The following is a 24,575-nucleotide window of genomic DNA, read 5'->3' on the forward strand; positions in this document are numbered from 1 at the left end:
GGAGAGCAAACATGACAGCAAAAGTATCGCTGGATAAATCAAAAATTAAGTTTTTACTTTTGGAAGGCGTACACCAGAACGCGTTGGACGTATTGCATGCGGCGGGTTACACCAATATCGAATATCATAAAAAAGCGCTGGCGCCGGAAGAACTGAAAGAGGCGATTAAAGATGCACATTTCGTCGGGCTGCGCTCGCGCACGCATCTGACCGCCGAAATTTTGGAACATGCCGGTAAGCTGATTGCCATCGGTTGTTTTTGTATCGGTACCAATCAGGTGGATTTGGAGGCGGCAAAAGCGCGCGGTATTCCAGTGTTTAATGCGCCATTTTCCAATACCCGTTCGGTTGCCGAGCTGGTGCTGGGTGAAATTTTGCTGTTGATGCGCAATATCCCGCAGGCGAATGCGGAAGTACACCGCGGGTTATGGAACAAATCCGCCGTTGGTTCGCACGAAGTGCGCGGCAAAAAACTGGGGATCGTAGGCTACGGACATATCGGTTCGCAGCTGAGTATCGTTGCTGAATCGCTGGGCATGAACGTCTTTTTCTATGATCTGGAAACCAAATTACCGCTTGGTAATGCGCAGCAGGTGAGTACGTTGGAAGAGCTGTTGTCCGGCTGCGATGTGATCTCGCTGCACGTGCCGGAAAATGCCTCAACCAAGAATTTAATGAGCGCGGAGCGTATCGCACAGCTCAAACAGGATTGTATTTTTATCAATGCGGCACGCGGCACGGTGGTGGATATTGATGCGCTGGCGCAGGCGTTGAAAGAAGGTCGCATTCGCGGTGCCGCCATTGACGTATTCCCGCAGGAACCGGCGTCGATTAATGAAGAATTCGTTTCGCCGTTGCGTGAATTTGACAATGTTCTGTTGACCCCACATATCGGCGGTTCCACGGCGGAAGCACAGGAAAATATCGGTACTGAGGTGGCGACCAAATTCGTCAAATATTCTGACAATGGTTCCACTTTATCGGCGGTGAATTTTCCGGAAGTGTCTTTACCGGAGCATCGTACCGCCAAACGGTTGCTGCATATTCATGAAAATCGCCCGGGTATTTTGAATAAAATCAACCAATTATTTGTGGATGCCAATATTAACGTGGCGGCACAATATTTGCAGACCGATTCGAAAATCGGTTATGTGGTCATTGACGTAGAAACCGATGACAGCAGTGAATTGCTCCAGCAATTACGCGCAATTGACGGTACTATTCGCGCTCGCGTGCTGTTCTAATCTGTTCGGCGGTTTTGATTAGCCGCCGTTTTTCAGCAAAGTGCGGTTGATTTTTTAGTAAAAAATTGACCGCACTTTTTTGTTGTCCTGTGTTACACTTGCCGATAATTTTTATCGGTGGTTAACTGTTTGTATGAAGAAATGTTTTTCTGTTCTTTTGATTTTGCTGATGCTTGCCAGCGGTAGTGCGTGGTGGGGGTATCGACAGCTGTTAGGCTTTGCCGCACAACCGGTGCAGGTGGCACATTCGGATCAGCTCTTGACCGTTGAACGCGGTGTAACCGGCACTAAACTGGCGGCATTGTTGGAACAACAAGGCTTGCTGCAAGATGCGCGTCTGCTGCCTTGGTTGCTGAAACTACAGCCGCAGCTGAATAAAGTCAAAGCGGGAACTTATTCATTAAACGGCGTGCATACCGTCGCCGACTTATTACAGGTGCTGAATGCGGGCAAAGAGGCGCAGTTCAGTGTTCAATTTATTGAAGGAGATACCTTTAAAAGCTGGCGAAAAAAACTGGAAAACGCACCGCACTTAGCGCAAACCCTACAGGGAAAAAACGAAGCGGAGATTTATCACCTGCTGGCACTGCCGCAGGATTTTGCGGCGCCAGCGAAAATCGAAGGTTGGCTGTATCCCGATACTTATCACTATACCCCCGGTTCTTCCGATCTTGAGCTGTTGCAACGTGCTGCGGCGCAAATGAAAAAACGCTTGGCGCAGGCTTGGGCGCAGCGAGATAACGCCTTGCCGCTGGAAAATCCGTACCAGATGCTGATTTTAGCGTCCATTGTGGAAAAGGAAACCGCATTGACCACCGAGCGTGGCAAAATCGCTGGCGTATTTGTTAACCGCTTGAATAATAATATGAAATTACAGACGGATCCGACCGTGATTTACGGCATGGGCGAGCATTATACGGGCAATATCCGGCGTAAGGATTTGGAACAGGCAACGCCTTACAATACCTATGTGATTGACGGATTGCCGCCGACGCCGATCGCCATGCCGAGTGAAAGTGCTTTAATGGCGGTAGCGCAGCCGGAAAAACATGATTTTTTATATTTTGTGGCGGACGGTAGCGGCGGGCATAAATTCAGTCGCACGTTGACAGAACATCATCGCGCGGTGCAGGAATATTTGCGCTGGTATCGTACTCAGCAGGGACAGAAATAACAGGGTGATGTATGAAATCGGGGAAATTTATTGTGGTTGAGGGGCTGGAAGGCGCAGGCAAAACTACCGCACTGCAAACCGTAGTGCAAACTTTGCATGCCGAAGGCGTAACGGATTTAGTGTTTACCCGTGAGCCGGGCGGCACGCCGTTGGCGGAAAAACTGCGCCAGCTGATTAAGTATGAAAGTGAGGAACCGATAACCGATAAAGCGGAATTGCTGATGCTGTATGCTGCCCGTATTCAGCTGGTAGAAAATGTGATTAAACCAGCTCTGGCGCAGGGTAAGTGGGTGATCGGCGACCGGCATGACTTATCTTCGCAGGCTTATCAGGGTGGCGGTCGTCAAATTGATCAAAGGCTATTACAAACTTTAAAGCACACCGTATTGCAGGATTTTGAACCGGATTTTACCCTGTATCTGGATATTGACCCTGCCGTCGGGCTGGCGCGTGCCAAAGGGCGCGGCGAGCTGGATCGAATTGAGCGGCAGCAATTGGATTTTTTTCATCGTACCAGAGCGCGTTATTTAGAATTAGTGCAGGCAAATCCGAAAGTCGTGATGATTGATGCCGGGCGGGATCTTGCGCAAGTCGGCGCAGATATTCAGGCGGCAGTCAGAAATTTTGTGGAACACAATCAATAATATGTCCGTAGATTATCCGTGGCTTGGCGAACGTTACGCCGAGATTATCAGCACTTTTCAGCAAGGTCATGGCCATCATGCGCTGCTGTTCCGCTCCGAACCGGGGCTGGGAACGGAACGTCTGATCAATGATATTGCCGCTTGGCTGCTGTGTCGGAATCCGCAGGCGTTACAGCGTTGTGGGCAGTGTCACAGCTGTCGCTTGTTCGCGGCGAGCAATCACCCGGATTTTTATACTTTGGCGCCGCTGGATAATAAAGACATCAGTATTGAGCAGGTGCGCGACGTCAATGAAAAAATCACCCAGCATGCTCAGCAACAGGGCAATAAAGTGGTGTATATCGCTGCGGCGGAACGGTTAACCGACGCGGCAGCGAACGCCCTGTTAAAAACGTTGGAAGAACCGCGTCCGAATACTTATTTTTTGTTGCTGGCGGCGCTGTCCGCACCGTTGTTAGCCACGATTCACAGCCGTTGTCAAACATGGTTGATTCCGCTGCCAGCAGAGGAAACGGCACTGCATTGGCTACAGGCGCAGTGTTCGGCTCCAAGTGAGGATATTTGCACCGCACTGCGCATTAATTATGGGCGCCCGTTAACGGCGCTGGCGGCGTTGCAGCAAGGATGGTTGGCGCAGCGTAAAGATTTCTTGCGCCGATTTTGGCTGTTTTATACCCGCCGTTCGCCGCTGGAATTATTAGCGCATTTTGATAAAGAACTGGTTTTTCAGCAGTTGGACTGGCTGGCATCGTTTTTATCCGACAGCTTAAAGGCGAAACTGGGCGTACATCAGGGCTGGATTAATGCCGATCTGGTGCGCGGCATTGAACAGTTTAGCGCACAGCAAAGCGCCCTTGGTTTGCTGAAAGCCAACGAAATTGTGCAGCAAGTGCGGTTCGATTTGTTGCGGATTAACGGTGTAAATCAGGAACTGATCCTACTGGATGGGCTCACCCGTTTAATCACCGAAGTATTTGAAGCCTAAAGCCGAAATCAGCGGCTGCGGTTTGTCCGCAACGGATAATATTTAACGTCAATAATAAATAAGGAATCAATGTGTTTATCGTAGATAGTCATTGTCATTTGGATGCGCTGGATTATGAAAATTTGCATGCCGATATCGCTGATGTGGTGGAAAAAGCAAAGCAGCGCGAGGTGAAACATCTGCTTGCGGTCGGCGTAACCTTAAGCCGGTTTGAACAAATGTATGCGCAGCTTCAGTCTTTTGCGAACGTTTCGCTGGCGTGCGGCGTACATCCGCTCGATCTGGATGACGAACCTTTCGATTCTGCGCGGCTGCTGCGTTTGGCAGCGGATAAAAAAGTGGTGGCAATCGGCGAAACTGGACTGGATTATTATTACAGCGAACAGAATAAAACCTTACAGCAGGCGGTGTTTGCGCAACAGATTCAAATCGCAAATCAACTGAATAAACCGCTGATTGTGCATACGCGTTGCGCACGGGAAGATACCCTTGCCCTACTGCAAGAACATCAGGCGCAACAGTGCGGTGGTGTTTTGCACTGTTTTACTGAAAGCTGGGAGATGGCGAAACGGGCACTGGATATGGGGTTTTATATTTCCATATCGGGGATTATTACCTTTAAGAATGCGCAGGCGTTGCGCGAAGTGGTGCGCCAAGTGCCGTTGGATCGTCTACTGGTGGAAACTGACAGCCCGTATCTTGCGCCGGTGCCTTATCGTGGCAAGCAAAATCAACCTGCCTATGTGCGCGAAGTGTGCGAATATGTGGCAGCGCTAAAAGGTATGGACGTCGAGCAGTTTGCGCAGATTACCACACGAAATTTCGAGCGTTTATTTAAAATTAATGTACAATAAATTAGCGCTAATAGTTGATAAATGAAGGAAAGTCGCATGAGAAAATTGTTAAAGTATTTTTTCCTTATCGCCATTTTTGCCTTTCATGGATTTTTATTTGCGGTGATCAGTTATGTGATGCCGCATTATGAAATCACCCGTGTGACCGGCGTTGAAGTGAAACGGGTGGACAAAGACGGGCCGATTACCAAATCCAATCCGGCGGACGGACCGACTCGTGATGTGTATTATATTTATACTCAGAAGCCGAATGAAAGCAAAGTGATGGTTTACCGCAACGAAGATACCCGCTGGGGATTTCCGTTTTATTTTAAATTCGGTTCAGCGGATTTGCAGGCGAAAGCGCAGAGTTTTTCGGTGGAGCATAAATTGGTGCAGGTGAAATATTACGGCTGGCGGATAGTCATGTTGGATGAGTTCCGCAATGCCACTTCTATTAAGGAAGTGACCTTGGACGAGGGCGCCTCGCACCCGATTTTGGCGTATATTTTCTATTTCTTCCTGCTGATTACGCTGTTTTTCTCCGTACAATTTGTGCGCGGCTGGTTTGACAGCGAAAAATAATTTCAGTACAACGCGCGATATGCGCGATTTCAATTGGATCAAGCTGGTGCGATTTACGCACCAGTTTCGTCTTTCGTTAATCGGATAGAGTAACTATTATGGGTTTATTTGAAGCGATTTTAATTTTAATTCTGCTAATTGCGATTAGTGCGGTCATTTCTTCCGCCGAAATTTCGCTTGCCGGTGCGCGGAAACTGAAATTGCAGAGTCTGGCGCATGAGGGCGATGAACGGGCGGAAATGGTGTTGCAGTTGCAAGCGCAGCCGGGGCGTTTTATTACGGTGGTGCAAATCGGTCTGAATATGGTGGCGATTCTGGGCGGGATGATCGGCGAAAGCGCGATTAGTCCGTTTTTAGAAACGCTTTTAGCCCGTTATACCGCCTTGCAGGCGGTAGAATCCGTTGCCTCTTGGTTGTCTTTTGTGGTGGTCACGGTGGCGTTTATTTTACTGGCGGATTTAATCCCGAAACGGTTGGCGATGACCAGCCCGGAAACCGTGGCATTGCGCACTGTGCGGGTAATGAAGTTCAGTATGCTGGTGTTAAAGCCGCTGGTTTGGCTATTTGATACCGTTGCCAACAATGTTTTTCGTCTGTTTAAGATTTCCACTGAACGGGATGATAATCTGACTTCCGAGGATATTGTGGCGTTGGTGGATGCTGGCGCCGAGGCGGGCGTGCTGAAAGCACAGGAACATTATTTGATCGAAAATATTTTTGATATGCAAGAACGCACCGTCACCTCAACGATGACGACCCGCGAAAACATTGTTTTTTTAGACCGCACTTTTGCCCGCGAGAAAGTGCTGGCGACGATTAAAGACAATCCCCATTCCAAACTGTTGATTTGTGATAACGGCTTAGACAAAATTTTAGGTTATGTGGAATCGCATTCGCTGCTGACCCTCTATTTGCAGGAACAAAAAGTGGCGTTGACGGATCAGCGCGTATTGCGTAAGCCGCTGTTTATTCCGGATACGTTGTCGTTGTTTGAGGTGTTGGAACTGTTTAAATCGGCAGGCGAGGATTTTGCGGTTATCGTAAACGAATATGCTTTGGTAGTGGGCATCGTGACGCTGAAAGATGTGATGAGCATCGTCATGGGCGAGCTGGTTTCCAGCGAGGAAGAACAAATTGTTCGCCGAGATGAAACCTCTTGGTTGATTGACGGTGCGACGCCGCTGGAAGATGTGATGCGTGCGCTGAATATTGAATCCTTTCCCGGCGAGGAAAATTATGAAACCGTAGGCGGTTTTATGATGTATATGCTGCGTAAAATCCCGAAAAAAACAGATTTTGTGCTGTATGACAAATATAAATTTGAAATTATTGATACCGAGAATTTTAAAATCGATCAGCTGCTGGTGTCGCTGCGGGTGGATGTATAACCGTTGAGGGCGGTTTCCGCCCTTGCGTTTTGATAACGATCAGAAAAACGAACTCCAGCATGCAGAAATTGGCATCACGAGCAACAACGCCGGCAGCATATTAGCGACACGGAACATCGTAATACCGCAGATCCGAAAACCCGCCGCTATCATCAGCATGCCACCTACGGCGCCGAAATCGGCGCGCAATTCGGGCGTCACCCAAGGAATAATAAAAACCGCACAGTAAGCCAGTATCAGCTGTAACAAGGTTTGCGGCACAAAAATAGTGGCGACGGAAATGCCCAGCGTTGTGGCAAAGATGATGGCAGTGAAAAAATCCAGTGAGGCTTTAACGATCAGAATACTGGCATCACCGCTCATGCCTTCGTTCATAGCGCCAAAAATGCCGGTGCCGCTGAATGAAAACAGAATCATAATTGCCACGAATTTACTCAGAAATTCTTCTTGCGACGACATCGCCCTCGGTTTATTCGGCACTATTTTCTCAATCAAATTTTTCGCCCCAGCGGCGAATTTATTGATGCCGTTTTCCAGAAAAATGATTTCGCCGATAATGGTGCCGAGCAGCACGGCGAGAATCATTGCTGGCATGGTGTTGACTTTGGCGACCATTGTTATCCCCATGCCCATGGAACTCAGCCCGAAAATTAAGGTCAGGTTCTGGCGCAGCTGCGCCGGTATGCGTCCGCCCAGCGCTGCACCGATGCAGGCGCCGAGAATAATAGCGGCGCCGTTGATATAAGGTCCGATAATCATATTGCTTTCCTGTCAGTCAATGAGAGTGATAAAGATAAATTAAGAAAAATAATGGATATTTTTCGGCTTAAACAACTTATCGATTACGCGTTTTAATTGTGCGTTAGTGTTGCGTTGCTTTTTAGATAACGGAATTTGTTGCCAATCGAAAGTGCGCAGCGATTCGACGGCTTGCGTCAGACTTAAATTTTGCAACTGCGTTTTAATGAAAAACTCGGCGATAAGACGATTCCATTCCGTTTTATTGCCCCAATAATGCCCGATCACATTATCACACGCGCTCAGTCCGCCCACATGGTTTAACGCGACGGAAAAGGCAAATTGCTCAACCAGACGGCGCGGGCAGGTGGTGGCGCACATTTCGTCACAGGCGTGTAATGCAAGGCGAATCATTGCCTGCGCCTGTTGCGCCGGCAAGCCGATGACACCGGCGTTCCACATTTGTGTTTTATCCGTAATCGGAATACCGGCAAAAGTGTTGGCGGCTAAAGTGCGGTGCATTTTGCGCAAGGTTTTGTCGCAACCGGCATCCAGCGTGCATTCCGCTTTGTGCATTAGCGCGGTGCCTTGTGCCAATCGGCTTTCCGCCGCGGACAGATTGCCTGCCAGAAAGGTATCACTGTCTACATACAACAAATGTTCTGCGGGATAATGTTGCTGCGCCAATTCCAGCGCCTTGATTTTTATCCGCCAGAAAAAATTTTGCGCACCCTGCCATTCGCGCAATGTTTGCGTACTGATTTCCATCACCTCCGCCCGCTCGCGCAGCCAGGCATAATATTGCGGACGATCCGTAATTATCAATACCCGTTTGATGAGCGGATCTTTTAAATAAGTCAGCACGGAAAATACCGCCTGATAATGATTTTCCAAGCGCTCGCCGAAGGTGAGTAAAACAAGTTGCATTATTTCTCCTTATTTGAGCCATTCGGGTAAGAGTTGTGCGGGCTGAATTTCATTGACGTTTTCTTTATAACGCAAAATATGCGTCGTATTGTGATTGTTCGGGTGCCAGTGAATAAAATTGTCCTGATCCTGACTGTAAAACGCAATCATCGGTTTGTTTAACCCCGCCGCAATATGAACTGTCGCCGTATCCGGTGAAATTAATAAAGCGGAATAACGAATCAGTTCAATATTATGAAATATGGTCTTGGTATTTTCGTTAATAAATAGTTTTTGTGGCACGCTCGATAATGCGCTAACAGATTGCATAATTTGTTTTAATTGCGCAGTCACAGCGGGATACGTTAATAATACAATCGGTAAGGTCGTATTTTTCAATAAATATTCTAATACGGCGGCAATATTCCGTTGGTTAAAGCGACGTGCGGAACCGTGCCCGAAAAAATTCACGCTAATAAAGCCAGACAATCCGTTGTGTTCAAGAAAGGAAACTATATCAAGATTTGCTTGTCTATCAAAAGGCACATCGTATTGCGTATTAATATGATTAAATCCAAGTGCTTCCAATGCCGCTTTATAAATATCGGCAAAATGCAGCGTCGGCTCGGTAATATTCAAATTGAAGATACCGTAATCGGATTTCAGATAGCCTAAATTGATGCGTGCATTAATTAAACGAATAAACAGTAAATCGCGGTTGCGCAGTAGCATGGTAGGATCAATTAAGGCGTCAAACTGTAATTTTCTTAAATTCAGACCGCACTTTATTAAATCCGCAATACTGCGTTTTTTGATCAAATAAAGCTGATCAATATAAGGATTGGCGTTAAATAAATAGGCATTGTTTGCGCGACAGACGACGCCGATAATTATATCGGGACGCTGTCTTTTTATTTCACGGAAAACAAAAGAGCTGACAATATAATCGCCGATTTTTCCATCTTGACGCAGAAAAAGGATTTTCTTTATAGTTGCCGGTATGTGATAATAATTCTCTTTTCGAGTGTCGATTAACCGTTTACCCAAACGAAGACGGATTTTTCTCAGGGTATTTTTTATATTCATAAATTCAGGCTCGGCATAGTGTATCAAATCGCGACGTGCTGGCTATTATAACGAATTATATCTATTTGAACCACTCGGGCGGTGCTTGCCCGGTTGTTTTTGTTATGGGGTTATATGTTGATAAAACGAGTTATTGCTAACGTGTTCGGTTCTCGCCGACCGACTAAAAAAACCGATCTGGGACAGCTTGATTCTGTCTTGCTGAATCCTGTCGGCGATGCCATTGGCGATGCGGTTGCGCACGGGTTGCATTTACGCCAGTTAAAAGCCTGTTATCCGCATTTAAAAATCGGGGTATTTGTCACTGAGCGTAATCGGGCGGTGTTTGCCGCAAGTGGCGTGGTGGATGAACTGATTACCATGACGCCGGTAGCTTATGTTAAACAGCGGAAAAAGTGGGATCTTTATCTCGATTTCACCACCCGTTTTAATTCTAAGAGCTTGATTTTAGACAAGATACTAGCACCTGAGCGGGTGATGATCTTTGTTAAAACCGCAAAAAAATATTATTCGTTAGATAATATTCATAATTATGATTTTTATACTCCGCTGCCGCCACATACACATTTTAAGGATTATCTGAAACACAGCGCGCTGGGCGTTTATCTCGCCTCTCAGCCACCGTTGTTTTATCAGTTACGGCTGTCCGAGGCGGTTTGCCAGCTGGCGGAAAAACAATGGCAAATAGACAAAATCCGTGTGCTGTTATGTCCGCAGGGCAGCTCAAAACGGCGCCAACTGCCGGCGCAGGAATGTGCTGCGATTCTGCATAAAATTCCACCGCACTTGCAGGATAACATCGATCTTCAATTAGGTTACAGCGCCCAGAATCAAGCCTATTTGGCGCAGCTGAGCCAATTCGGCGCCTTGCCCGAAATTCGAGAAGCGCAGAAAACCACGGTGGAACAATATCTGGCGTTGGTGAATTCTGCCGATATTGTACTGGCGGTAGATAGTGGCACGGTGCATGTCGCCTGCGCATTTGATAAACCCTTGCTGGCGTTTTATGCGAATTTCCCGACCAATATCGCCAAATGGCAACCTTATGCGCGCGATACCGCGAACATTAAAATGCTCGTCGGGCAGGGGGCGGCAGCGGATTCGGATGCCACGCAAAATTTTGATACAGAACAGGCAAGTGCGTGGTTGAATGCGCAACTTGCCGTCCGTGTAAGCGGCAAAAACAACAATTAAGAGAAAAGATTATGCACGATATTGCTGTTGTAGTGCCGACAGTTTGCCGCCGTTCGTTACTGCGTGCGGTCACCTCGATTTACCGACAGGATTTTAGCGGACGCATTCAGATTTTGGTCGGCGTAGATAAAGACTTAACGGGGAAATCCGCCGAATTGCGGCGGACGTTGGAGAAGCAACTGCCGCAAAATTGTTCGTTGTTATGGTTTGAGCCCGGCTATTCCACTTCCGTCCGACATGGCGGCGTTCATAAATGCACTTTTGGCGGTGCGCTGAGAACCGTTTTATCTTTTGCGGCCGATTCGCCTTTGGTGATGTATTTGGACGACGATGACTGGCTAGCGCCGCAGCATTGCCGACTGATTGTGCAGGCGATAGCAGATAAGAGTTGGGCTTTTTCATATTGCATTTATGCCAACGGAAATCAAGGTACGGGTTTGTGTCCCGATTATTTAGAAAGTGTCGGACCGGACAAAGGTTTCTTTGCCGCACAAGGCGGTTTTGTGCGTCCGTCCGGCATGCTGGTCAATAAAATCAAAACGGCAGATATTTTACATTTGTGGGCGGATTCGCCAAATGAAAACGGCGATGGGGAAGATCGTTTAATTTTTGAAAAATTAAGACACAAGCCTTACGGCGAAACGAGTGTGGCGACAGTTTATTATGCGCTGGATCCGCGCGACGGCATGCATCAACAGCGATTAGATTATATTGCCCGGCAGGGCATGATGTTTAATGAGGTGGATAAAGTCGGTTCTGTCAGAGAAAACAAATCCGTATTCCGCATTTTATGGCGTCGACTGACGAAAAAATATTTAAAACGGGCGATATGCCGCATAACCGGAAAAGTTTAGCCTTGATGTGCTGCTGAAACGGTGGCAAACGCCTGTTTCACGCTATAAAACAAAACCTCGCCGAAGCGAGGTTTCTGATAAGAATTCGAATTATTTTGTCGCCGGAATTTTGAAACGGCTGTTAAAGCGTTCGACACGACCGCCGGTGTCAACCACGCGTTGTTTACCGGTATAGAACGGATGGCAATTGCCACATACGTCCAAGTTTAAGTCTTTGCCTACGGTAGAACGTGTTTTGATGACATTACCGCAAGAACAAGTGACGGTAATTTCTTTATATTCTGGATGAATACCTTGTTTCATAGAAAACCTCAATCTGAAGCCACTCCGCTTTCCGAAACTGAATTCGGCACCGAGTGTGGTTAATATTACGCCGTATAACGGCAATGCTAATAAGGAGGCAGATTATACCCGAAAAAAAGGAATATTCAAGGGGCGGGATAAATTCGTTATAATAACGGCAATTTATATCATTTGAGTGAGTTATGAGACTTATCCGCATCGCTTTAGCCGTACCGCTTTTCCGTTTTTTCGACTATATGCTGACCGACGACATGCCGCAGCCGCAAATCGGCTCGCGGGTGTTGGTGCCGTTCGGCAGACAACGGCGAGTCGGCATCGTGTTGGATTTTCCGGTGGAAACGACGGTGCCGTCTGCCCGTCTTAAGCCGATCATCGCCTGTTTAGATGCGCAATCGGTGTTTAACCCACCGATGCGAGCATTGCTGGATTGGGCGGCGAGCTATTATCAGGCTCCGCTGGGCGAAGTATTGTTGCAGGCGCTACCGGTTAAACTGCGGCAGGGCGAAAGTGCGGTGGAAAAAACGAAAGTTTTATTTAAATTGACCGCACTTGGACGTCAGGCGCTGGAAAATAACAGCCTGAAGCGGGCAAAAAAACAAGCGCAAGCTTTAACGGCGTTGGCAATATCGCCGCAGGAAAAAGGCAATAATCCATTTAGCGCCGCCGTTTGGTCGATGCTGCGGGAAAAAGCCTATATTGAAGAATCTGAAATCACACCACGACCGTTGAGTTGGCGGCAGGCCTTAGGCGATAAGCCGATAGCCGACCAGCAGGATCGGCTGACGCTGAATAAAGAGCAGGCGCTGGCATTAACGCAGCTGATTTTTCATCAAGGCTTTGCCGCTTGGCTGCTCGACGGCATTACCGGTTCCGGCAAAACGGAAATTTACCTGCAATTTATTGAGGATGTGCTGAAAAAGGGGCGTCAGGTGCTGGTGCTGGTGCCGGAAATTGGACTGACCCCGCAAACCGTGCGGCGTTTTCAAGCGCGTTTTAATGCGGAAATCGACGTGTTGCATTCTAATTTGAATGATACCCAGCGTTTACAGGTTTGGCAGCGGGCGCGCAGCGGGCAAAGTGCGGTGGTAATCGGCACGCGTTCTGCGTTATTTACTCAGTTTCAGGATTTGGGGCTGATTGTGATCGATGAAGAACATGATCTCTCATTTAAACAGCAGGACGGCTGGCGTTATCATGCACGGGATTTGGCGGTGGTTTATGCCAAGCAGCAGAATATTCCCATTGTACTCGGGTCTGCCACGCCGAGTCTGGAAAGTCTGAATAACGTGCAAAGCGGCAAATATCGCCATATTTTATTGTCCAAACGTGCCGGTAGCGGCGGCGCATTGCGTCATTTTGTGATTGATTTAAAACAGCAGCGGGTGCGACATGGCTTGTCCGATGCGTTGCTGGCAAAGATGGACGAGCATTTACGGCAAGGTAATCAGGTGCTGTTGTTTTTAAATCGGCGCGGGTTTGCCCCGGTTTTGTTTTGCCATGAATGCGGCTGGGTGGCGCAATGCCGGCATTGCGATAAACCTTATACTTATCACCGTCATGCGCGGGTGTTGCGTTGTCATCATTGTGCGACGCAGGCGCCGGTACCGATGCAATGCGCCGAGTGCGGTTCGACCCATTTGATGACCACGGGGCAAGGCACGGAACAGTTGGAGGAGATCTTGCATCAGCGATTTCCGCAGTATCACATTACCCGGATCGATCGCGACAGTACGGCGCGTAAAGGCAAATTGGAAAGCCATTTGCAGGATATTCAGCAAGGTAAAAGCCGGATTTTGATCGGAACACAAATGCTGGCGAAAGGTCATCATTTTCCCGATGTGACGCTGGTGGCGTTATTAAATGTGGACGGCGCACTGTTTTCGCCGGATTTTCGCGCGGAAGAACGTCTGGCGCAGTTGTATATGCAAGTGTCGGGGCGCGCAGGGCGCGCTGAAAAGCGTGGCGAAGTGGTATTGCAGACCCATTATCCTGATCATCCGTTGCTGCGCTGTTTGCTGACCGAGGGGTACGGCGCTTTTGCCGCACAGGCGTTGAATTTTCGGCGCACTATGGATTTACCGCCTTTTAGCGCACAGGCGTTGTTTAAAGCGCACGGTCGACACAATGAAGAGGTCGAACTCCTGTTAGCGCAGATTGCCGATCATTTGCGGAAACTGGCAGACTGCGAACATCTTCATAACTTGCAGATTTTAGGCCCGATGCCGGCGCCGTTCAGTAAAAAAGCCGGCTATTATCGCTGGCAGCTGTTGCTACAGCATGATTCCCGCGCGGCATTGCAGCGAATTCTGACCAGCTTTCAACAACAGGAAGCACTGAAGGCAGGACAAGTGCGGTGGATTTTGGACGTGGATCCGCTGGATTTAACTTAGCGCTGGAAAAAAATGCGCTTTTTCAGTAGAATTGCCGTGATTTTTTATTTATTCACGCCGTTATCGACATTCTCTTGCCGCTTAGCGATTGCTTTTTGGAAACTCAATGGGAGTGCGGGCGGCGTGAGGTTTTTCAAACATTGCGCCGCCTTTTATTGTCGCACTGTATTGAAATATAACTTTGGAACGGAACAGGTTTTATTGTGGCTCAACGTGACTATGTCGCTCGCAGCGGCTCAAAGAAGAAAAAGAAACAGACAAAAAGAACCAGTAGATCATTGCTGTTGCTCATCGCATTGATTGTACCGGTTGTTTTTGTCGGTGGATTATATTTATTGAAAGAAAAATCTGCCGATATGACGCCGGCACTGGAATCGAGCGAGAAGAAAATGCCGAAAAGCATGTTGCCGACGCCACCGGAAGAGGTGTGGAGCTATATTAAAGCGTTGGAAACTCGCACTGTGCCAGTGGATGATAATCCGCAGTCGCTGGAAAAAAATATGCGTTTGACGGAAGAACAGAAAAAAGTGCTATTGGCTATGGAACAGGAACAGCAAGCGGCGGAAAATGCGCGCCGGAAGCAGGCGGAAGAACGTAAAAAAGCTGAGGAAGACGGCTTGAAAGCAGCCCTTCAAAGCGCCGAAGACAAACCTGTGCAGGAAGCGAAACCGGCACCTGTCGCCGAAGTCAAAAAAGCGGAGACGAAAAAGCCAGCGGAGGAAGTGGCGCGTGAACAGCCGAAGAAAGCAGAAACTACACAGACGGCACAAAGTAGCGCAACAACAGAGAAAAAATTCGGGTTGCAGTGCGGCGCCTTTAAAAATCGGCAGCAGGCTGAAAATATGCAGGCACGTCTGGCAATGGCAGGGTTTAATGCGCGGGTTAACGCCAGTGCCGACTGGAATCGGGTTGTGGTCGGCCCGGTTGGCGACCGAATAGCTGCCAATCGCGCATTGGAACAAGCGAAATCTATTGCCGGTTGTGTGGTGATCGGCATGTAACGCGATTAAAAGCGATTGAAATGAATGCAAAAGAGTCGTTATTTACGGCTCTTTTGTTTTATCGCGTGGTAACGGCTAGATTGCGGTGCAAAGTGCGGTCATTTTTTGTTGAGTTTTCGGCATCTTATCGCAAATGCACCGTTGCGAATGTGCCACGCATTTACCCGCAGACGTTTTGTGTAACCGCCCTATAATACGGCGATTGTCGGATTTATTGCTTGCTAAACCGAAAAAAATCATTAAAATGAACGAACGTTCATTCAGTCCCCTCGTTCGGACGCTTATTTGTAAATAAACCTCCTGACTTACTGTATGCGACTTTTTCTTTAATTTCATAACTTATTTTAATTATTATGCGTCAATTAGAAACAGACATGGCCGAGCAGATTTTTGCCGCGACGGAGCGTTTAATGGCGGAAAAGGGATTGCACAACCTTTCAATGCACAAGATCGCAAAAGAAGCGAAGATTTCTCCCGGTACCATTTATATTTATTTTAAAAGTAAGGATGAGCTGCTGGAGCAGTTTGCCCGTCGGCTTTTTTCGCTTTTTTCCGCCGAATTAGAACGGCACCATGATGAAACCCGCTCTTATTTTGAACAATACCGACAGATGTGGTGGAATATTTGGCGCTTTTTGCAAAACAATCCGAAAACCGTGCTGAATATGAGCCAGTATCAGTCTTTGCCCCATTTTTACGAGATTTGCACCGAACTGGAACACCAGAGCCATTGGAGCCATTTTTGCCAGAAAGGAATTAAGGAGGCGGTGTTGGCAGAGTTGCCGAGTCAGATTTTGTTTTCACTGGGGTTGGGCAGTGCAATCAATTTAGCCTTTGATCGGATCTTTTTTAAACAAGAGTTATCCGATGAAATGCTGGAAGCTGTGATCGAAAGAACATGGCGCGCAATTCAGAAATAATTTGTATTTGTTTTATCTCTATCTTTTTTACGGAGTTTTTTTATGAGTAATCAAGCTCAAAATACGAGACCAAAACGCTCTCATGCTTTTACCATGAAAGTGATATTAGCTGTGCTGGTGTTGGTATTTGTCGCGATGATCGGTGCCAATATTATTAAAGGCATTGCTGTCGGGAAATATCTGTCAAGCATGCCTGAAACCGCGAACCCGGTTACGGCAATCAAGGTGGAGTCCAAACAGTGGACGCCGGTGATTGAAACTACCGGTCTGGTGCGACCGAATCAGGGCGCGATGCTTAGTGCACAGGTTGCAGGTGCGGTCTCAAAAGTCTTGGTTCAATCCGGTCAAAGTGTAAAAAAAGGCGAGTTACTGGTGGAACTGGACAGTTCGGTGGAGCAGGCGACCTTGCAAGCGTCGGTTGCGAAATTACCGTCCGCCAAGCAAACCTATCAGCGCTATTTGTCGTTGTTTAAAAGCCAAAGCATTTCGCAACAGGATTTAGACGACGCTAAAGCGACTTACGATTCGTTGGTCGCCAATATCAATTCGTTGAAAGCGACTATTGAGCGCCGTCAGATTGTGGCGCCATTTGACGGTGTTGCCGGGATCGTTAAAGTCAATGTCGGACAATATGTCACCACCGGTACCGAAATTGTGCGGGTGGAAGATACCAGCTCAATGAAAATTGATTTCTCCGTGGCGCAAAATTTACTTGAGCATCTGCATGTAGGACAGAAAGTGACTGCCACTGCTGATGCGCGTTTAGGGGAAACCTTCGGCGCGAAAGTGACCGCGATTGAACCTGCAATCAGCTCTTCCACCGGCTTAATCGATTTACAGGCGACCTTTGAACCCGAAGACGGACGCAAACTGCTGTCTGGTATGTTTACCCGTTTGCGTATTGCTTTGCCAACTGAGAGCAATCAAATCGTGGTGCCGCAGGTGGCGGTGAGCTACAACATGTACGGTGAAATCGCCTATTTATTGGTGCCGCTTTCCGAAGAAGATAAAAGCAAGCTGATGGATAACGACAATTTCCCGCATAAAGACAATATTGATAAAGTGTACCGCGCTAAGCAGATTACAGTGTTCACCAAAGATCGTCAGGGCATTTATGCGCAGTTAAGCGGTGATGAAGTGAAAGTCGGTGATCAGCTGGTGACCGGTGGGCAGCAGAACCTTAGCAACGGCAGTTTAGTGATTGTTGCGGATAAAGAGGGCGTAGGTACCTCTGAACCGGTACAGAAAACCAATCTTTAATTAAGCTTAGGAATACAAACGAATGAAATTTACAGATATATTTATTCGTCGTCCGGTATTAGCGATTTCAATCAGTCTGTTAATCATTATTCTTGGATTGCAGGCGATTGCGAAGCTGACGGTGCGTGAATATCCTAAAATGACGACGACGGTTATCAGTGTCAGCACCACTTATGCTGGTGCTGATGCCAGCCTGATTCAGGCTTTCGTGACTTCAAAACTGGAAGAGGCGATTGCACAGGCGGATAATATTGACTATATGTCTTCTTCCAGCAGCCCGAGCGCCTCTTCCATTACGGTAAAAATGAAGCTCAATACGGATCCGAACGCCGCTTTGGCAGATATTCTGGCAAAGGTGAACTCAGTACGTTCGGAACTGCCGAGTGGTATTGATGATCCGACGATTACTTCGTCAACCGGTGGTTCGGGGATTATGTACATCAGTTTTCGCTCCAAAAAGCTGGATGCCAGTCAAGTTACCGATTATATTGAACGTGTGATTAAGCCGCAGTTCTTTACGGTTGAAGGCGTGGCGAAAGTCACCATTTACGGGGCGTCACAGTATGCGATGCGGATTTGGTTAGATCCGCAGAAAATGGCGTCGCAGAATTTATCGGCGACGGAAGTGGCATCGGCGTTGTCCGCCAATAATATCCAGACCGCAGCCGGTAATGATAACGGTTATTTCACGGTCTATAAAAATAAGGTCGAAACCACGACAACCACCATTGAGCAGCTACAAAATCTGATCGTATATTCCGACGGCGATAAGTTGGTGCGTTTACGCGATATTGCCGATGTCGAACTCAATAAAGAAAGCGACGACAGCCGTGCGGTGGCGAATGGTTCCGACTCCGTCGTATTGGCGATTGACCCGACGTCGACCGCCAACCCGCTGACCGTGGCGGAGAATATTCGTCCGTTATATGAGAATATCAAGAAAAGTTTACCGGACAGTATGGAAACCGATATTCTGTACGATACGACCATTGCGATTAACAGCTCAATCAATGAGGTGGTTCATACCATTTTGGAAGCCACCGTGATCGTGCTGGTGGTGATTACGCTGTTTATTGGTTCGTTCCGGGCAATTTTGATTCCGATCATTACTATTCCGATTTCTTTAATCGGGGTAATTATGATGCTGCAAACGTTTGACTTTTCAATCAATCTGATGACTTTACTGGCGCTGATTTTAGCAATCGGGCTGGTGGTGGACGACGCGATTGTGGTACTGGAGAATGTGGATCGCCATATTAAGCTGGGCGAGACACCGTTCCGAGCGGCAATTATCGGTACCCGCGAAATTGCGGTGCCGGTGATTTCAATGACCATTGCGCTGGTGGCGGTATATTCACCTATGGCGTTGATGGGCGGGATTACCGGTTCATTGTTTAAAGAGTTTGCACTGACGCTGGCAGGTGCGGTGTTTATTTCGGGAATTGTAGCGTTAACCCTATCACCGATGATGAGCAGTAAACTGCTGAAAGCGCATACCAATCCATCCAAACTAGAAGAAATAATTGAACGCACTCTGGGCAAATTAAATCGCGGTTATGCTTATGCGCTCGGTTTGGTGATGGCAAGTCGCCGCTGTATGTTGGCGTTCGCGGCGATTATTTTCACCACCTTGCCGATGTTGTTTAATTCGCTGTCCAGTGAATTAACTCCGGCAGAAGATAAAGGGGCGTTTATTGCGGTAGGCACGGCACCATCGAATGTCAATATCGATTATGTACAGGGCGCCATGAAAGAATATGAAAAAATTCTGCGCAATACCGAAGAAGTGCAGTTCTCCATGGTGATTTCCGGTGCGCCGAGCAGCAATCAATCTTTAAATGTGATCTCATTGAAAGACTGGAACGAACGTAAACGTAAACAAAGTGAAGTGTTGGCGGATCTGAACAGTCAGGCGAAGGCAATTCCTGAAATTTCAGTCAGCGGTTTCCCGTTTCCGGAAATTAATACCGGTGAACAAGGACCGCCGATTGGTTTTGTGATCAGTACGGCGAACGATTATAGCAATTTAGCCAATGTTGCCGGTAACTTCTTACAGGCGATGCAGAAATCCGGGCAGTTTATTTATACCTCGCTGGATCTGAAATTTGACACGGCGCAGATGAAAATTACTGTGGATAAAGAAAAAGCCGGTTCTTATGGTATTTCCATGAGCCAGATCAGTAATACGCTGGGAAGTTATTTGTCTGCGGCGACCATTACCCGCGTGGATATTGACGGTCGTGCTTATAAAGTGATTTCGCAGGTAAAACGTAAAGACCGTCTGTCACCGGAAAGTATGGACAATTACTTTGTCGAAGCCAGCAATGGGCAGTCCGTGCCGTTGAGCAGCCTGTTACATGTTAAGCTGGAGTCGCAGCCAAGTTCATTACCACGTTTCAATCAGCTGAACTCCGCGATTATTCAGGCGGTGCCGTCGCCGTCCAGCAGTATCGGTGATGCGGTACAGTGGCTGAAAGATACCGCGGCGACTGAACTGCCGCAAGGTTATAACTATGACTTCAAGAGTGAGGCCCGTCAATTAGTACAGGAAGGCAACTCGTTGACAGTAACGTTCGCTTTGGCGGTGGTGATTATTTTCTTGGTACTGGCCATTCAGTTCGAATCTATCCGCGATCCGCTGGTAATTATGATTTCCGTGCCGTTGGCGGTCAGTGGCGCGCTGTTGGCGCTGAATTTCTTCGGCTTCTTCGGCGTAGCAGGAACGACGCTTAATATTTATTCGGAAGTCGGCTTGATTACGCTGGTCGGACTTATCACCAAACACGGTATTTTAATGTGTGAAGTGGCGAAAGAAGAACAGCTTAATCACGGCAAAAACCGAATCGATGCGATTACCCATGCGGCAAAAGTGCGGTTGCGTCCGATTTTGATGACGACAGCAGCGATGATCGCCGGTCTGATACCGTTATTATACGCTTCTGGTGCTGGCGCGGTGTCCCGTTTCAGTATCGGTATCGTGATTGTCGCCGGTCTTGCGATCGGAACATTATTCACGCTGTTCGTATTGCCGGTGATTTATACTTATATCGCAAGTGAACATAAACCGTTACCGGTGTTCGACGAAACCATTAAACCGATTGAAAGCGATACGCGCGATTAATCAAGCGCTTAATTCGGTTACAGAAGGCTGTTGTTACGGCCTTCTTTTTTGCCGAAAACTGTGTAAAAAAGCACCGCACTTTGAGAATGGGCCAACGGCGGAAATCTGTCGCGCGGGCACAAATTCTTATTGCACAGCGATTGAGTTAAACCGCCTTTTACTGTAGACTGTCATCCCGTCTTATTGCATTTATTATCATACTTTTTCATTCCAAATACATAGGTTTAATATGGCTACCAATTATATTTTTGTCACAGGCGGTGTGGTTTCTTCTTTGGGTAAAGGTATTGCCGCGGCATCTTTAGCGGCGATCCTTGAGGCGCGCGGTCTTAACGTGACTATCATGAAGCTTGACCCTTATATTAACGTTGACCCGGGCACGATGAGCCCGACCCAGCACGGCGAAGTATTCGTCACCCAAGACGGGGCAGAAACGGATCTGGATTTAGGCCATTACGAGCGCTTTATCCGCACCAAAATGACCAAACGCAATAACTTTACCACCGGCAAGATTTATTCCGAGGTATTGCGCAAAGAGCGGCGCGGGGATTATTTGGGCGCCACTATTCAGGTGATTCCGCATATTACCAATGAAATCAAAGCTCGAGTGATTGACGGTGCGGCGGGACATGATGTGGCGATTGTTGAAGTCGGCGGCACGGTCGGCGATATTGAATCCCTGCCGTTTTTGGAGGCATTGCGTCAACTAGCGGTGCAGGTCGGGCGGGAGCGTACTATTTTCATGCACCTGACTTTGGTGCCTTATATTCCGACAGCCGGTGAGGTGAAAACTAAACCGACCCAGCATTCGGTAAAAGAATTGTTATCTATCGGTATTCAGCCGGATGTGCTGATTTGCCGCTCCGATCGTATGGTGCCGCCGAATGAGCGGGCTAAAATCGCGTTATTCTGCAATGTCCCGGAAAGAGCGGTGATTTCGCTGAAAGATGTCAATTCCATTTATCAGATTCCGGCATTGCTGAAATCGCAAGGACTGGATGAGTTTATTTGTCAGCGTTTTCATTTGGATTGCCCGCCGGCGGATCTTTCCGAATGGGAGCAGGTACTTTATCAGGAGGCGAATCCGACCGGCGAAGTGACTATCGGTATGGTGGGCAAATATACCGAGCTGCCGGATGCCTATAAGTCCGTTAATGAAGCTTTGAAACACGGTGGGCTAAAAAACCGATTGAGCGTGCATATTAAATATATTGATTCACAAGATGTGGAAACCAAAGGCACAGATATTTTGAAAGGGCTGGACGGCATTTTAGTGCCGGGCGGGTTCGGTTATCGCGGGGTGGAAGGTAAGATTTTGACCGCACAATATGCGCGCGAAAATAACATTCCGTATTTAGGTATTTGTTTGGGGATGCAGGTTGCATTGATTGAGTATGCCCGTCATGTGGCCGGTATGGAACAGGCGAATTCTTCTGAATTTGATAAAGCCTGCCCGCAGCCGGTGATCGGTTTAATTACCGAATGGCAGGATGCCGACGGTAATATTGAAACACGCAGCGACAAATCCGATTTGGGCGGAACAATGCGCCTCGGCGCGCAGCAGTGTCATTTGGCGGCAGGCAGTTTAGCGCGCGAGCTGTACGGTGCGGAAACCATTGAAGAACGCCATCGTCACCGGTATGAAGTGAATAACGTGCTGTTGCCGCAAATTGAAAAGGCGGGCTTAAAAGTCACCGGATTATCGGCGGATAAAAAACTGGTGGAAATTATTGAAGTACCGAATCACCCGTGGTTTGTCGCCTGTCAGTTCCATCCGGAATTTACCTCGACGCCGCGCGACGGACACCCGTTGTTTGCCGGCTTTATTAAAGCCGCGAAGGAAAATCAGAAAAAATAAGCTAAAAGCTGTGTTTGATCAAATAAGCATGATTTTTAGCAAGACAAACGGCGAAAAACGCTTTACTATATTTGCCGTTTGTAAGAATTCGTTTGAATTAACTTAAAAGAGGAAAATTAAAATGGCAAAAATCGTTAAAGTAATCGGCCGTGAAATCATTGACTCACGCGGTAACCCGACCGTTGAAGCTGAAGTGCATTTGGAAGGCGGTTTCGTCGGTATGGCGGCCGCTCCGTCTGGCGCCTCCACCGGTTCCCGTGAAGCATTGGAATTACGCGACGGCGATAAATCACGTTTCTTAGGTAAAGGCGTATTAAAAGCTGTTGCTGCCGTGAATAACGAAATCGCTCAAGCCGTTGTCGGTAAAGATGCGTTGAATCAGAAAGAAATCGACCGCATTATGATCGACTTGGACGGTACCGAAAATAAATCCAAATTCGGTGCGAACGCAATTTTAGCCGTATCTTTAGCCAATGCAAAAGCTGCCGCTGCAGCACAAGGCAAACCGCTGTATGAATGGATCGCAGATCTGAACGGCACACCGGGTCTTTATTCTATGCCGTTACCGATGATGAACATCATCAATGGTGGTGAACATGCGGATAATAACGTTGATATTCAAGAATTCATGATTCAACCAGTTGGCGCGAAAACTTTGCGTGAAGCGCTGCGTATCGGCGCGGAAGTGTTCCACAATCTTGCCAAAGTATTGAAATCTAAAGGCTTAAGCACAGCAGTGGGTGACGAAGGCGGTTTTGCGCCGAACCTTGAGTCTAACGCTGCGGCATTGGCTTGTATCAAAGAAGCGGTGGAAAAAGCCGGCTATGTATTAGGTAAAGATGTTACCTTGGCGATGGACTGCGCTTCATCCGAATTCTATAACAAAGAAAACGGTCTATATGAAATGAAAGGTGAAGGCAAATCCTTTACATCTCAAGAATTCACACATTATTTAGAAGAGTTATGCAAAGAATATCCGATCAAATCCATTGAAGACGGTCAGGATGAATCCGACTGGGAAGGCTTTGCATATCAGACTAAAGTATTGGGCGACAAAATCCAATTAGTCGGCGACGACTTATTCGTCACCAACACTAAAATTCTGAAAGAAGGTATCGAAAAAGGTATTGCTAACTCTATCTTAATTAAATTTAACCAAATCGGTTCTTTATCCGAAACATTGGCGGCTATCCGTATGGCAAAAGCGGCCGGTTATACTGCCGTGATTTCTCACCGCAGCGGTGAAACCGAAGATGCAACAATTGCCGATTTAGCGGTGGGTACTGCGGCAGGTCAGATCAAAACCGGTTCTATGAGCCGTTCCGACCGTATCGCCAAATACAACCAGCTTATCCGTATTGAAGAAGCTTTAGGTGATAAAGCACCATTCTTAGGCTTAAAAGCGGTAAAAGGTCAGGCATAATTCGGTCTTGATTTAATCACAGCCACCAAGAACACTTGGTGGCTTTTTTGTCACGGGATTTTCCCTTTTTATTAACCGACGCGATGGGAGAAAATATGATTTATACGGTACTTGACGAGCAAATTTTGCTAGGGGAGGCTTATCGCTGCGGCGCTCATTCTACGCAACACGAACATCTGGTGGTGATTTTTGAAGACGACGGCGAGACGGGATATTTTTATGCCATGGATTTACACCAGACCGAACAACCGGTTGTAGACAGTCTGTTTGTTTATTCGGTGCAGGATATTGAAGCGCAGTCTTTACATGAACCGCGTAAATTGCAGATTGCTTGGTCGGAAGACGGCTACAAAGCCTTTTTGCTGATTAATGGCTATCCCCATGCGGTATTTGATTTCAGCGGATTTGTCGGTTACAACCACAGCAAATTCCCACCGCCGGAGTTTGGCAGCATGTGGACGCATAAAGAAACAACGCAGGAACTGGTGGATAAATGGCTGCTGGGGTAATGCCGCTGTTTTCCGTATCTTGAGCCTGCCGAGCGCGATCGGCAGGTTTTTTTATAAAAATAATTTTTTATTTTCTCGATCCGCCACGCAAAACCGCCTTTAAAATCACGGAAAATCTGGTGCTTTGGGTTTGTCCGATAAATAATGCCTTTTATTTAT

Annotated in this window: 21 protein-coding genes; 17 read left to right on the forward strand and 4 right to left on the reverse strand. The window is 47.5% G+C overall.

All coding sequences use genetic code 11. The annotated features are described in order from the left end of the window. Positions 1 to 11: 11 nt before the first annotated feature. From serA to paeA, 7 genes are all read left to right on the forward strand, one after another. Positions 12 to 1,244 (forward strand): phosphoglycerate dehydrogenase, encoded by a 1,233-nt coding sequence (gene serA, locus BN3349_RS09480; protein ID WP_040977048.1) that lies wholly within the window; start codon positions 12 to 14, stop codon positions 1,242 to 1,244. A gap of 133 nt (positions 1,245 to 1,377) precedes the next feature. Beyond that, a complete protein-coding gene (gene mltG / locus BN3349_RS09485; protein WP_040977050.1) occupies positions 1,378 to 2,418 on the forward strand; it encodes an endolytic transglycosylase MltG in 1,041 nt (346 codons plus the stop codon). 11 nt (positions 2,419 to 2,429) lie between these two features. Next, complete coding sequence (tmk, locus tag BN3349_RS09490) at positions 2,430 to 3,062, forward strand: dTMP kinase (RefSeq protein ID WP_040977051.1); 633 nt, start codon at positions 2,430 to 2,432, stop codon at positions 3,060 to 3,062. 1 nt (position 3,063) lies between these two features. Further along, a complete protein-coding gene (locus BN3349_RS09495) occupies positions 3,064 to 4,047 on the forward strand; it encodes a DNA polymerase III subunit delta' (protein WP_040977053.1) in 984 nt (327 codons plus the stop codon). 71 nt (positions 4,048 to 4,118) lie between these two features. Next, entirely contained in the window at positions 4,119 to 4,901 is a 783-nt protein-coding gene (locus BN3349_RS09500) for a TatD family hydrolase (RefSeq protein ID WP_040977054.1), read from the forward strand. A 36-nt stretch (positions 4,902 to 4,937) separates the two neighbouring features. Continuing rightward, a complete protein-coding gene (locus tag BN3349_RS09505) occupies positions 4,938 to 5,465 on the forward strand; it encodes a DUF1523 family protein (RefSeq protein ID WP_040977056.1) in 528 nt (175 codons plus the stop codon). Positions 5,466 to 5,563: 98 nt separating this feature from the next. Then, on the forward strand, positions 5,564 to 6,853 hold the full coding sequence (gene paeA, locus BN3349_RS09510; RefSeq protein WP_040977057.1) for a polyamine export protein PaeA: 1,290 nt from the start codon (positions 5,564 to 5,566) through the stop codon (positions 6,851 to 6,853). A 39-nt stretch (positions 6,854 to 6,892) separates the two neighbouring features. On the opposite strand, the gene BN3349_RS09515 is transcribed toward paeA, so the two are convergent. From BN3349_RS09515 to BN3349_RS09525, 3 genes are read right to left on the reverse strand one after another with little or no spacing between them, the layout of a single operon-like run. Continuing rightward, positions 6,893 to 7,612: a DUF554 domain-containing protein gene (locus BN3349_RS09515; RefSeq protein ID WP_040977059.1), complete on the reverse strand. Its 720-nt coding sequence runs from the start codon at positions 7,610 to 7,612 to the stop codon at positions 6,893 to 6,895. A 39-nt stretch (positions 7,613 to 7,651) separates the two neighbouring features. Continuing rightward, the gene (locus BN3349_RS09520; RefSeq protein ID WP_040977060.1) at positions 7,652 to 8,518 is read right to left on the reverse strand and encodes a hypothetical protein; all 867 of its coding nucleotides are present in this window, start codon (positions 8,516 to 8,518) and stop codon (positions 7,652 to 7,654) included. A 9-nt stretch (positions 8,519 to 8,527) separates the two neighbouring features. After that, complete coding sequence (locus BN3349_RS09525) at positions 8,528 to 9,583, reverse strand: glycosyltransferase family 9 protein (RefSeq protein ID WP_040977061.1); 1,056 nt, start codon at positions 9,581 to 9,583, stop codon at positions 8,528 to 8,530. Positions 9,584 to 9,697: 114 nt separating this feature from the next. On the opposite strand from BN3349_RS09525, the gene BN3349_RS09530 reads away from it, so the two are divergent. Continuing rightward, positions 9,698 to 10,777, forward strand: coding sequence for a glycosyltransferase family 9 protein (locus BN3349_RS09530; RefSeq protein ID WP_048758270.1), 1,080 nt, complete (start codon positions 9,698 to 9,700; stop codon positions 10,775 to 10,777). Positions 10,778 to 10,788: 11 nt separating this feature from the next. Continuing rightward, positions 10,789 to 11,631 (forward strand): glycosyltransferase family protein, encoded by an 843-nt coding sequence (locus BN3349_RS09535; protein ID WP_048736423.1) that lies wholly within the window; start codon positions 10,789 to 10,791, stop codon positions 11,629 to 11,631. 90 nt (positions 11,632 to 11,721) lie between these two features. Here the strand turns inward: BN3349_RS09535 and rpmE are convergent, their stop codons facing one another. Further along, complete coding sequence (rpmE, locus tag BN3349_RS09540; protein WP_032109298.1) at positions 11,722 to 11,934, reverse strand: 50S ribosomal protein L31; 213 nt, start codon at positions 11,932 to 11,934, stop codon at positions 11,722 to 11,724. Between the two features lie 182 nt (positions 11,935 to 12,116). Between rpmE and priA the strand changes: the two genes are divergently transcribed. The 8 genes from priA (at position 12,117) to BN3349_RS09580 (ending at position 24,416) form a co-directional block, all read left to right on the forward strand. Next, positions 12,117 to 14,324 (forward strand): primosomal protein N', encoded by a 2,208-nt coding sequence (priA, locus tag BN3349_RS09545; RefSeq protein WP_040977062.1) that lies wholly within the window; start codon positions 12,117 to 12,119, stop codon positions 14,322 to 14,324. Positions 14,325 to 14,527: 203 nt separating this feature from the next. Further along, entirely contained in the window at positions 14,528 to 15,325 is a 798-nt protein-coding gene (gene ftsN / locus BN3349_RS09550) for a cell division protein FtsN (RefSeq protein ID WP_040977063.1), read from the forward strand. Between the two features lie 353 nt (positions 15,326 to 15,678). Next, a complete protein-coding gene (locus BN3349_RS09555) occupies positions 15,679 to 16,245 on the forward strand; it encodes a TetR/AcrR family transcriptional regulator (protein ID WP_040977064.1) in 567 nt (188 codons plus the stop codon). Between the two features lie 42 nt (positions 16,246 to 16,287). Continuing rightward, positions 16,288 to 17,505, forward strand: a complete 1,218-nt coding sequence (gene acrA, locus BN3349_RS09560) for a multidrug efflux RND transporter periplasmic adaptor subunit AcrA (protein ID WP_040977065.1) — start codon at positions 16,288 to 16,290, stop codon at positions 17,503 to 17,505. Between the two features lie 22 nt (positions 17,506 to 17,527). Further along, positions 17,528 to 20,626 carry a multidrug efflux RND transporter permease subunit AcrB gene (gene acrB / locus BN3349_RS09565; protein ID WP_040977066.1) on the forward strand — a complete coding sequence of 1,033 codons (3,099 nt, stop codon included), beginning with the start codon at positions 17,528 to 17,530 and terminating at the stop codon, positions 20,624 to 20,626. A gap of 229 nt (positions 20,627 to 20,855) precedes the next feature. Further along, a complete protein-coding gene (gene pyrG / locus BN3349_RS09570) occupies positions 20,856 to 22,484 on the forward strand; it encodes a glutamine hydrolyzing CTP synthase (protein WP_040977067.1) in 1,629 nt (542 codons plus the stop codon). 121 nt (positions 22,485 to 22,605) lie between these two features. Continuing rightward, positions 22,606 to 23,907, forward strand: a complete 1,302-nt coding sequence (eno, locus tag BN3349_RS09575) for a phosphopyruvate hydratase (protein WP_040977068.1) — start codon at positions 22,606 to 22,608, stop codon at positions 23,905 to 23,907. Positions 23,908 to 24,002: 95 nt separating this feature from the next. Continuing rightward, positions 24,003 to 24,416 (forward strand): DUF2251 domain-containing protein, encoded by a 414-nt coding sequence (locus BN3349_RS09580; protein WP_040977203.1) that lies wholly within the window; start codon positions 24,003 to 24,005, stop codon positions 24,414 to 24,416. The last annotated feature ends 159 nt before the right edge of the window (positions 24,417 to 24,575 follow it).

This window comes from Necropsobacter massiliensis (genome assembly GCF_000827595.2).
Lineage (GTDB): Bacteria > Pseudomonadota > Gammaproteobacteria > Enterobacterales > Pasteurellaceae > Necropsobacter > Necropsobacter massiliensis.

Coding starts and splice junctions, on each gene's coding strand:
- tmk (WP_040977051.1), top strand. CDS start 2,430: ATGAAATCGGGGAAATTTATTGTGGTTGAGGGGCTGGAAGGCGCAGGC.
- mltG (WP_040977050.1), top strand. CDS start 1,378: ATGAAGAAATGTTTTTCTGTTCTTTTGATTTTGCTGATGCTTGCCAGC.
- eno (WP_040977068.1), top strand. CDS start 22,606: ATGGCAAAAATCGTTAAAGTAATCGGCCGTGAAATCATTGACTCACGC.
- BN3349_RS09535 (WP_048736423.1), top strand. CDS start 10,789: ATGCACGATATTGCTGTTGTAGTGCCGACAGTTTGCCGCCGTTCGTTA.
- BN3349_RS09580 (WP_040977203.1), top strand. CDS start 24,003: ATGATTTATACGGTACTTGACGAGCAAATTTTGCTAGGGGAGGCTTAT.
- acrA (WP_040977065.1), top strand. CDS start 16,288: ATGAGTAATCAAGCTCAAAATACGAGACCAAAACGCTCTCATGCTTTT.
- BN3349_RS09520 (WP_040977060.1), bottom strand. CDS start 8,518: ATGCAACTTGTTTTACTCACCTTCGGCGAGCGCTTGGAAAATCATTAT.
- rpmE (WP_032109298.1), bottom strand. CDS start 11,934: ATGAAACAAGGTATTCATCCAGAATATAAAGAAATTACCGTCACTTGT.
- acrB (WP_040977066.1), top strand. CDS start 17,528: ATGAAATTTACAGATATATTTATTCGTCGTCCGGTATTAGCGATTTCA.
- paeA (WP_040977057.1), top strand. CDS start 5,564: ATGGGTTTATTTGAAGCGATTTTAATTTTAATTCTGCTAATTGCGATT.
- BN3349_RS09495 (WP_040977053.1), top strand. CDS start 3,064: ATGTCCGTAGATTATCCGTGGCTTGGCGAACGTTACGCCGAGATTATC.
- BN3349_RS09505 (WP_040977056.1), top strand. CDS start 4,938: ATGAGAAAATTGTTAAAGTATTTTTTCCTTATCGCCATTTTTGCCTTT.
- BN3349_RS09515 (WP_040977059.1), bottom strand. CDS start 7,612: ATGATTATCGGACCTTATATCAACGGCGCCGCTATTATTCTCGGCGCC.
- BN3349_RS09555 (WP_040977064.1), top strand. CDS start 15,679: ATGCGTCAATTAGAAACAGACATGGCCGAGCAGATTTTTGCCGCGACG.
- BN3349_RS09530 (WP_048758270.1), top strand. CDS start 9,698: ATGTTGATAAAACGAGTTATTGCTAACGTGTTCGGTTCTCGCCGACCG.
- pyrG (WP_040977067.1), top strand. CDS start 20,856: ATGGCTACCAATTATATTTTTGTCACAGGCGGTGTGGTTTCTTCTTTG.
- priA (WP_040977062.1), top strand. CDS start 12,117: ATGAGACTTATCCGCATCGCTTTAGCCGTACCGCTTTTCCGTTTTTTC.
- serA (WP_040977048.1), top strand. CDS start 12: ATGACAGCAAAAGTATCGCTGGATAAATCAAAAATTAAGTTTTTACTT.
- BN3349_RS09525 (WP_040977061.1), bottom strand. CDS start 9,583: ATGAATATAAAAAATACCCTGAGAAAAATCCGTCTTCGTTTGGGTAAA.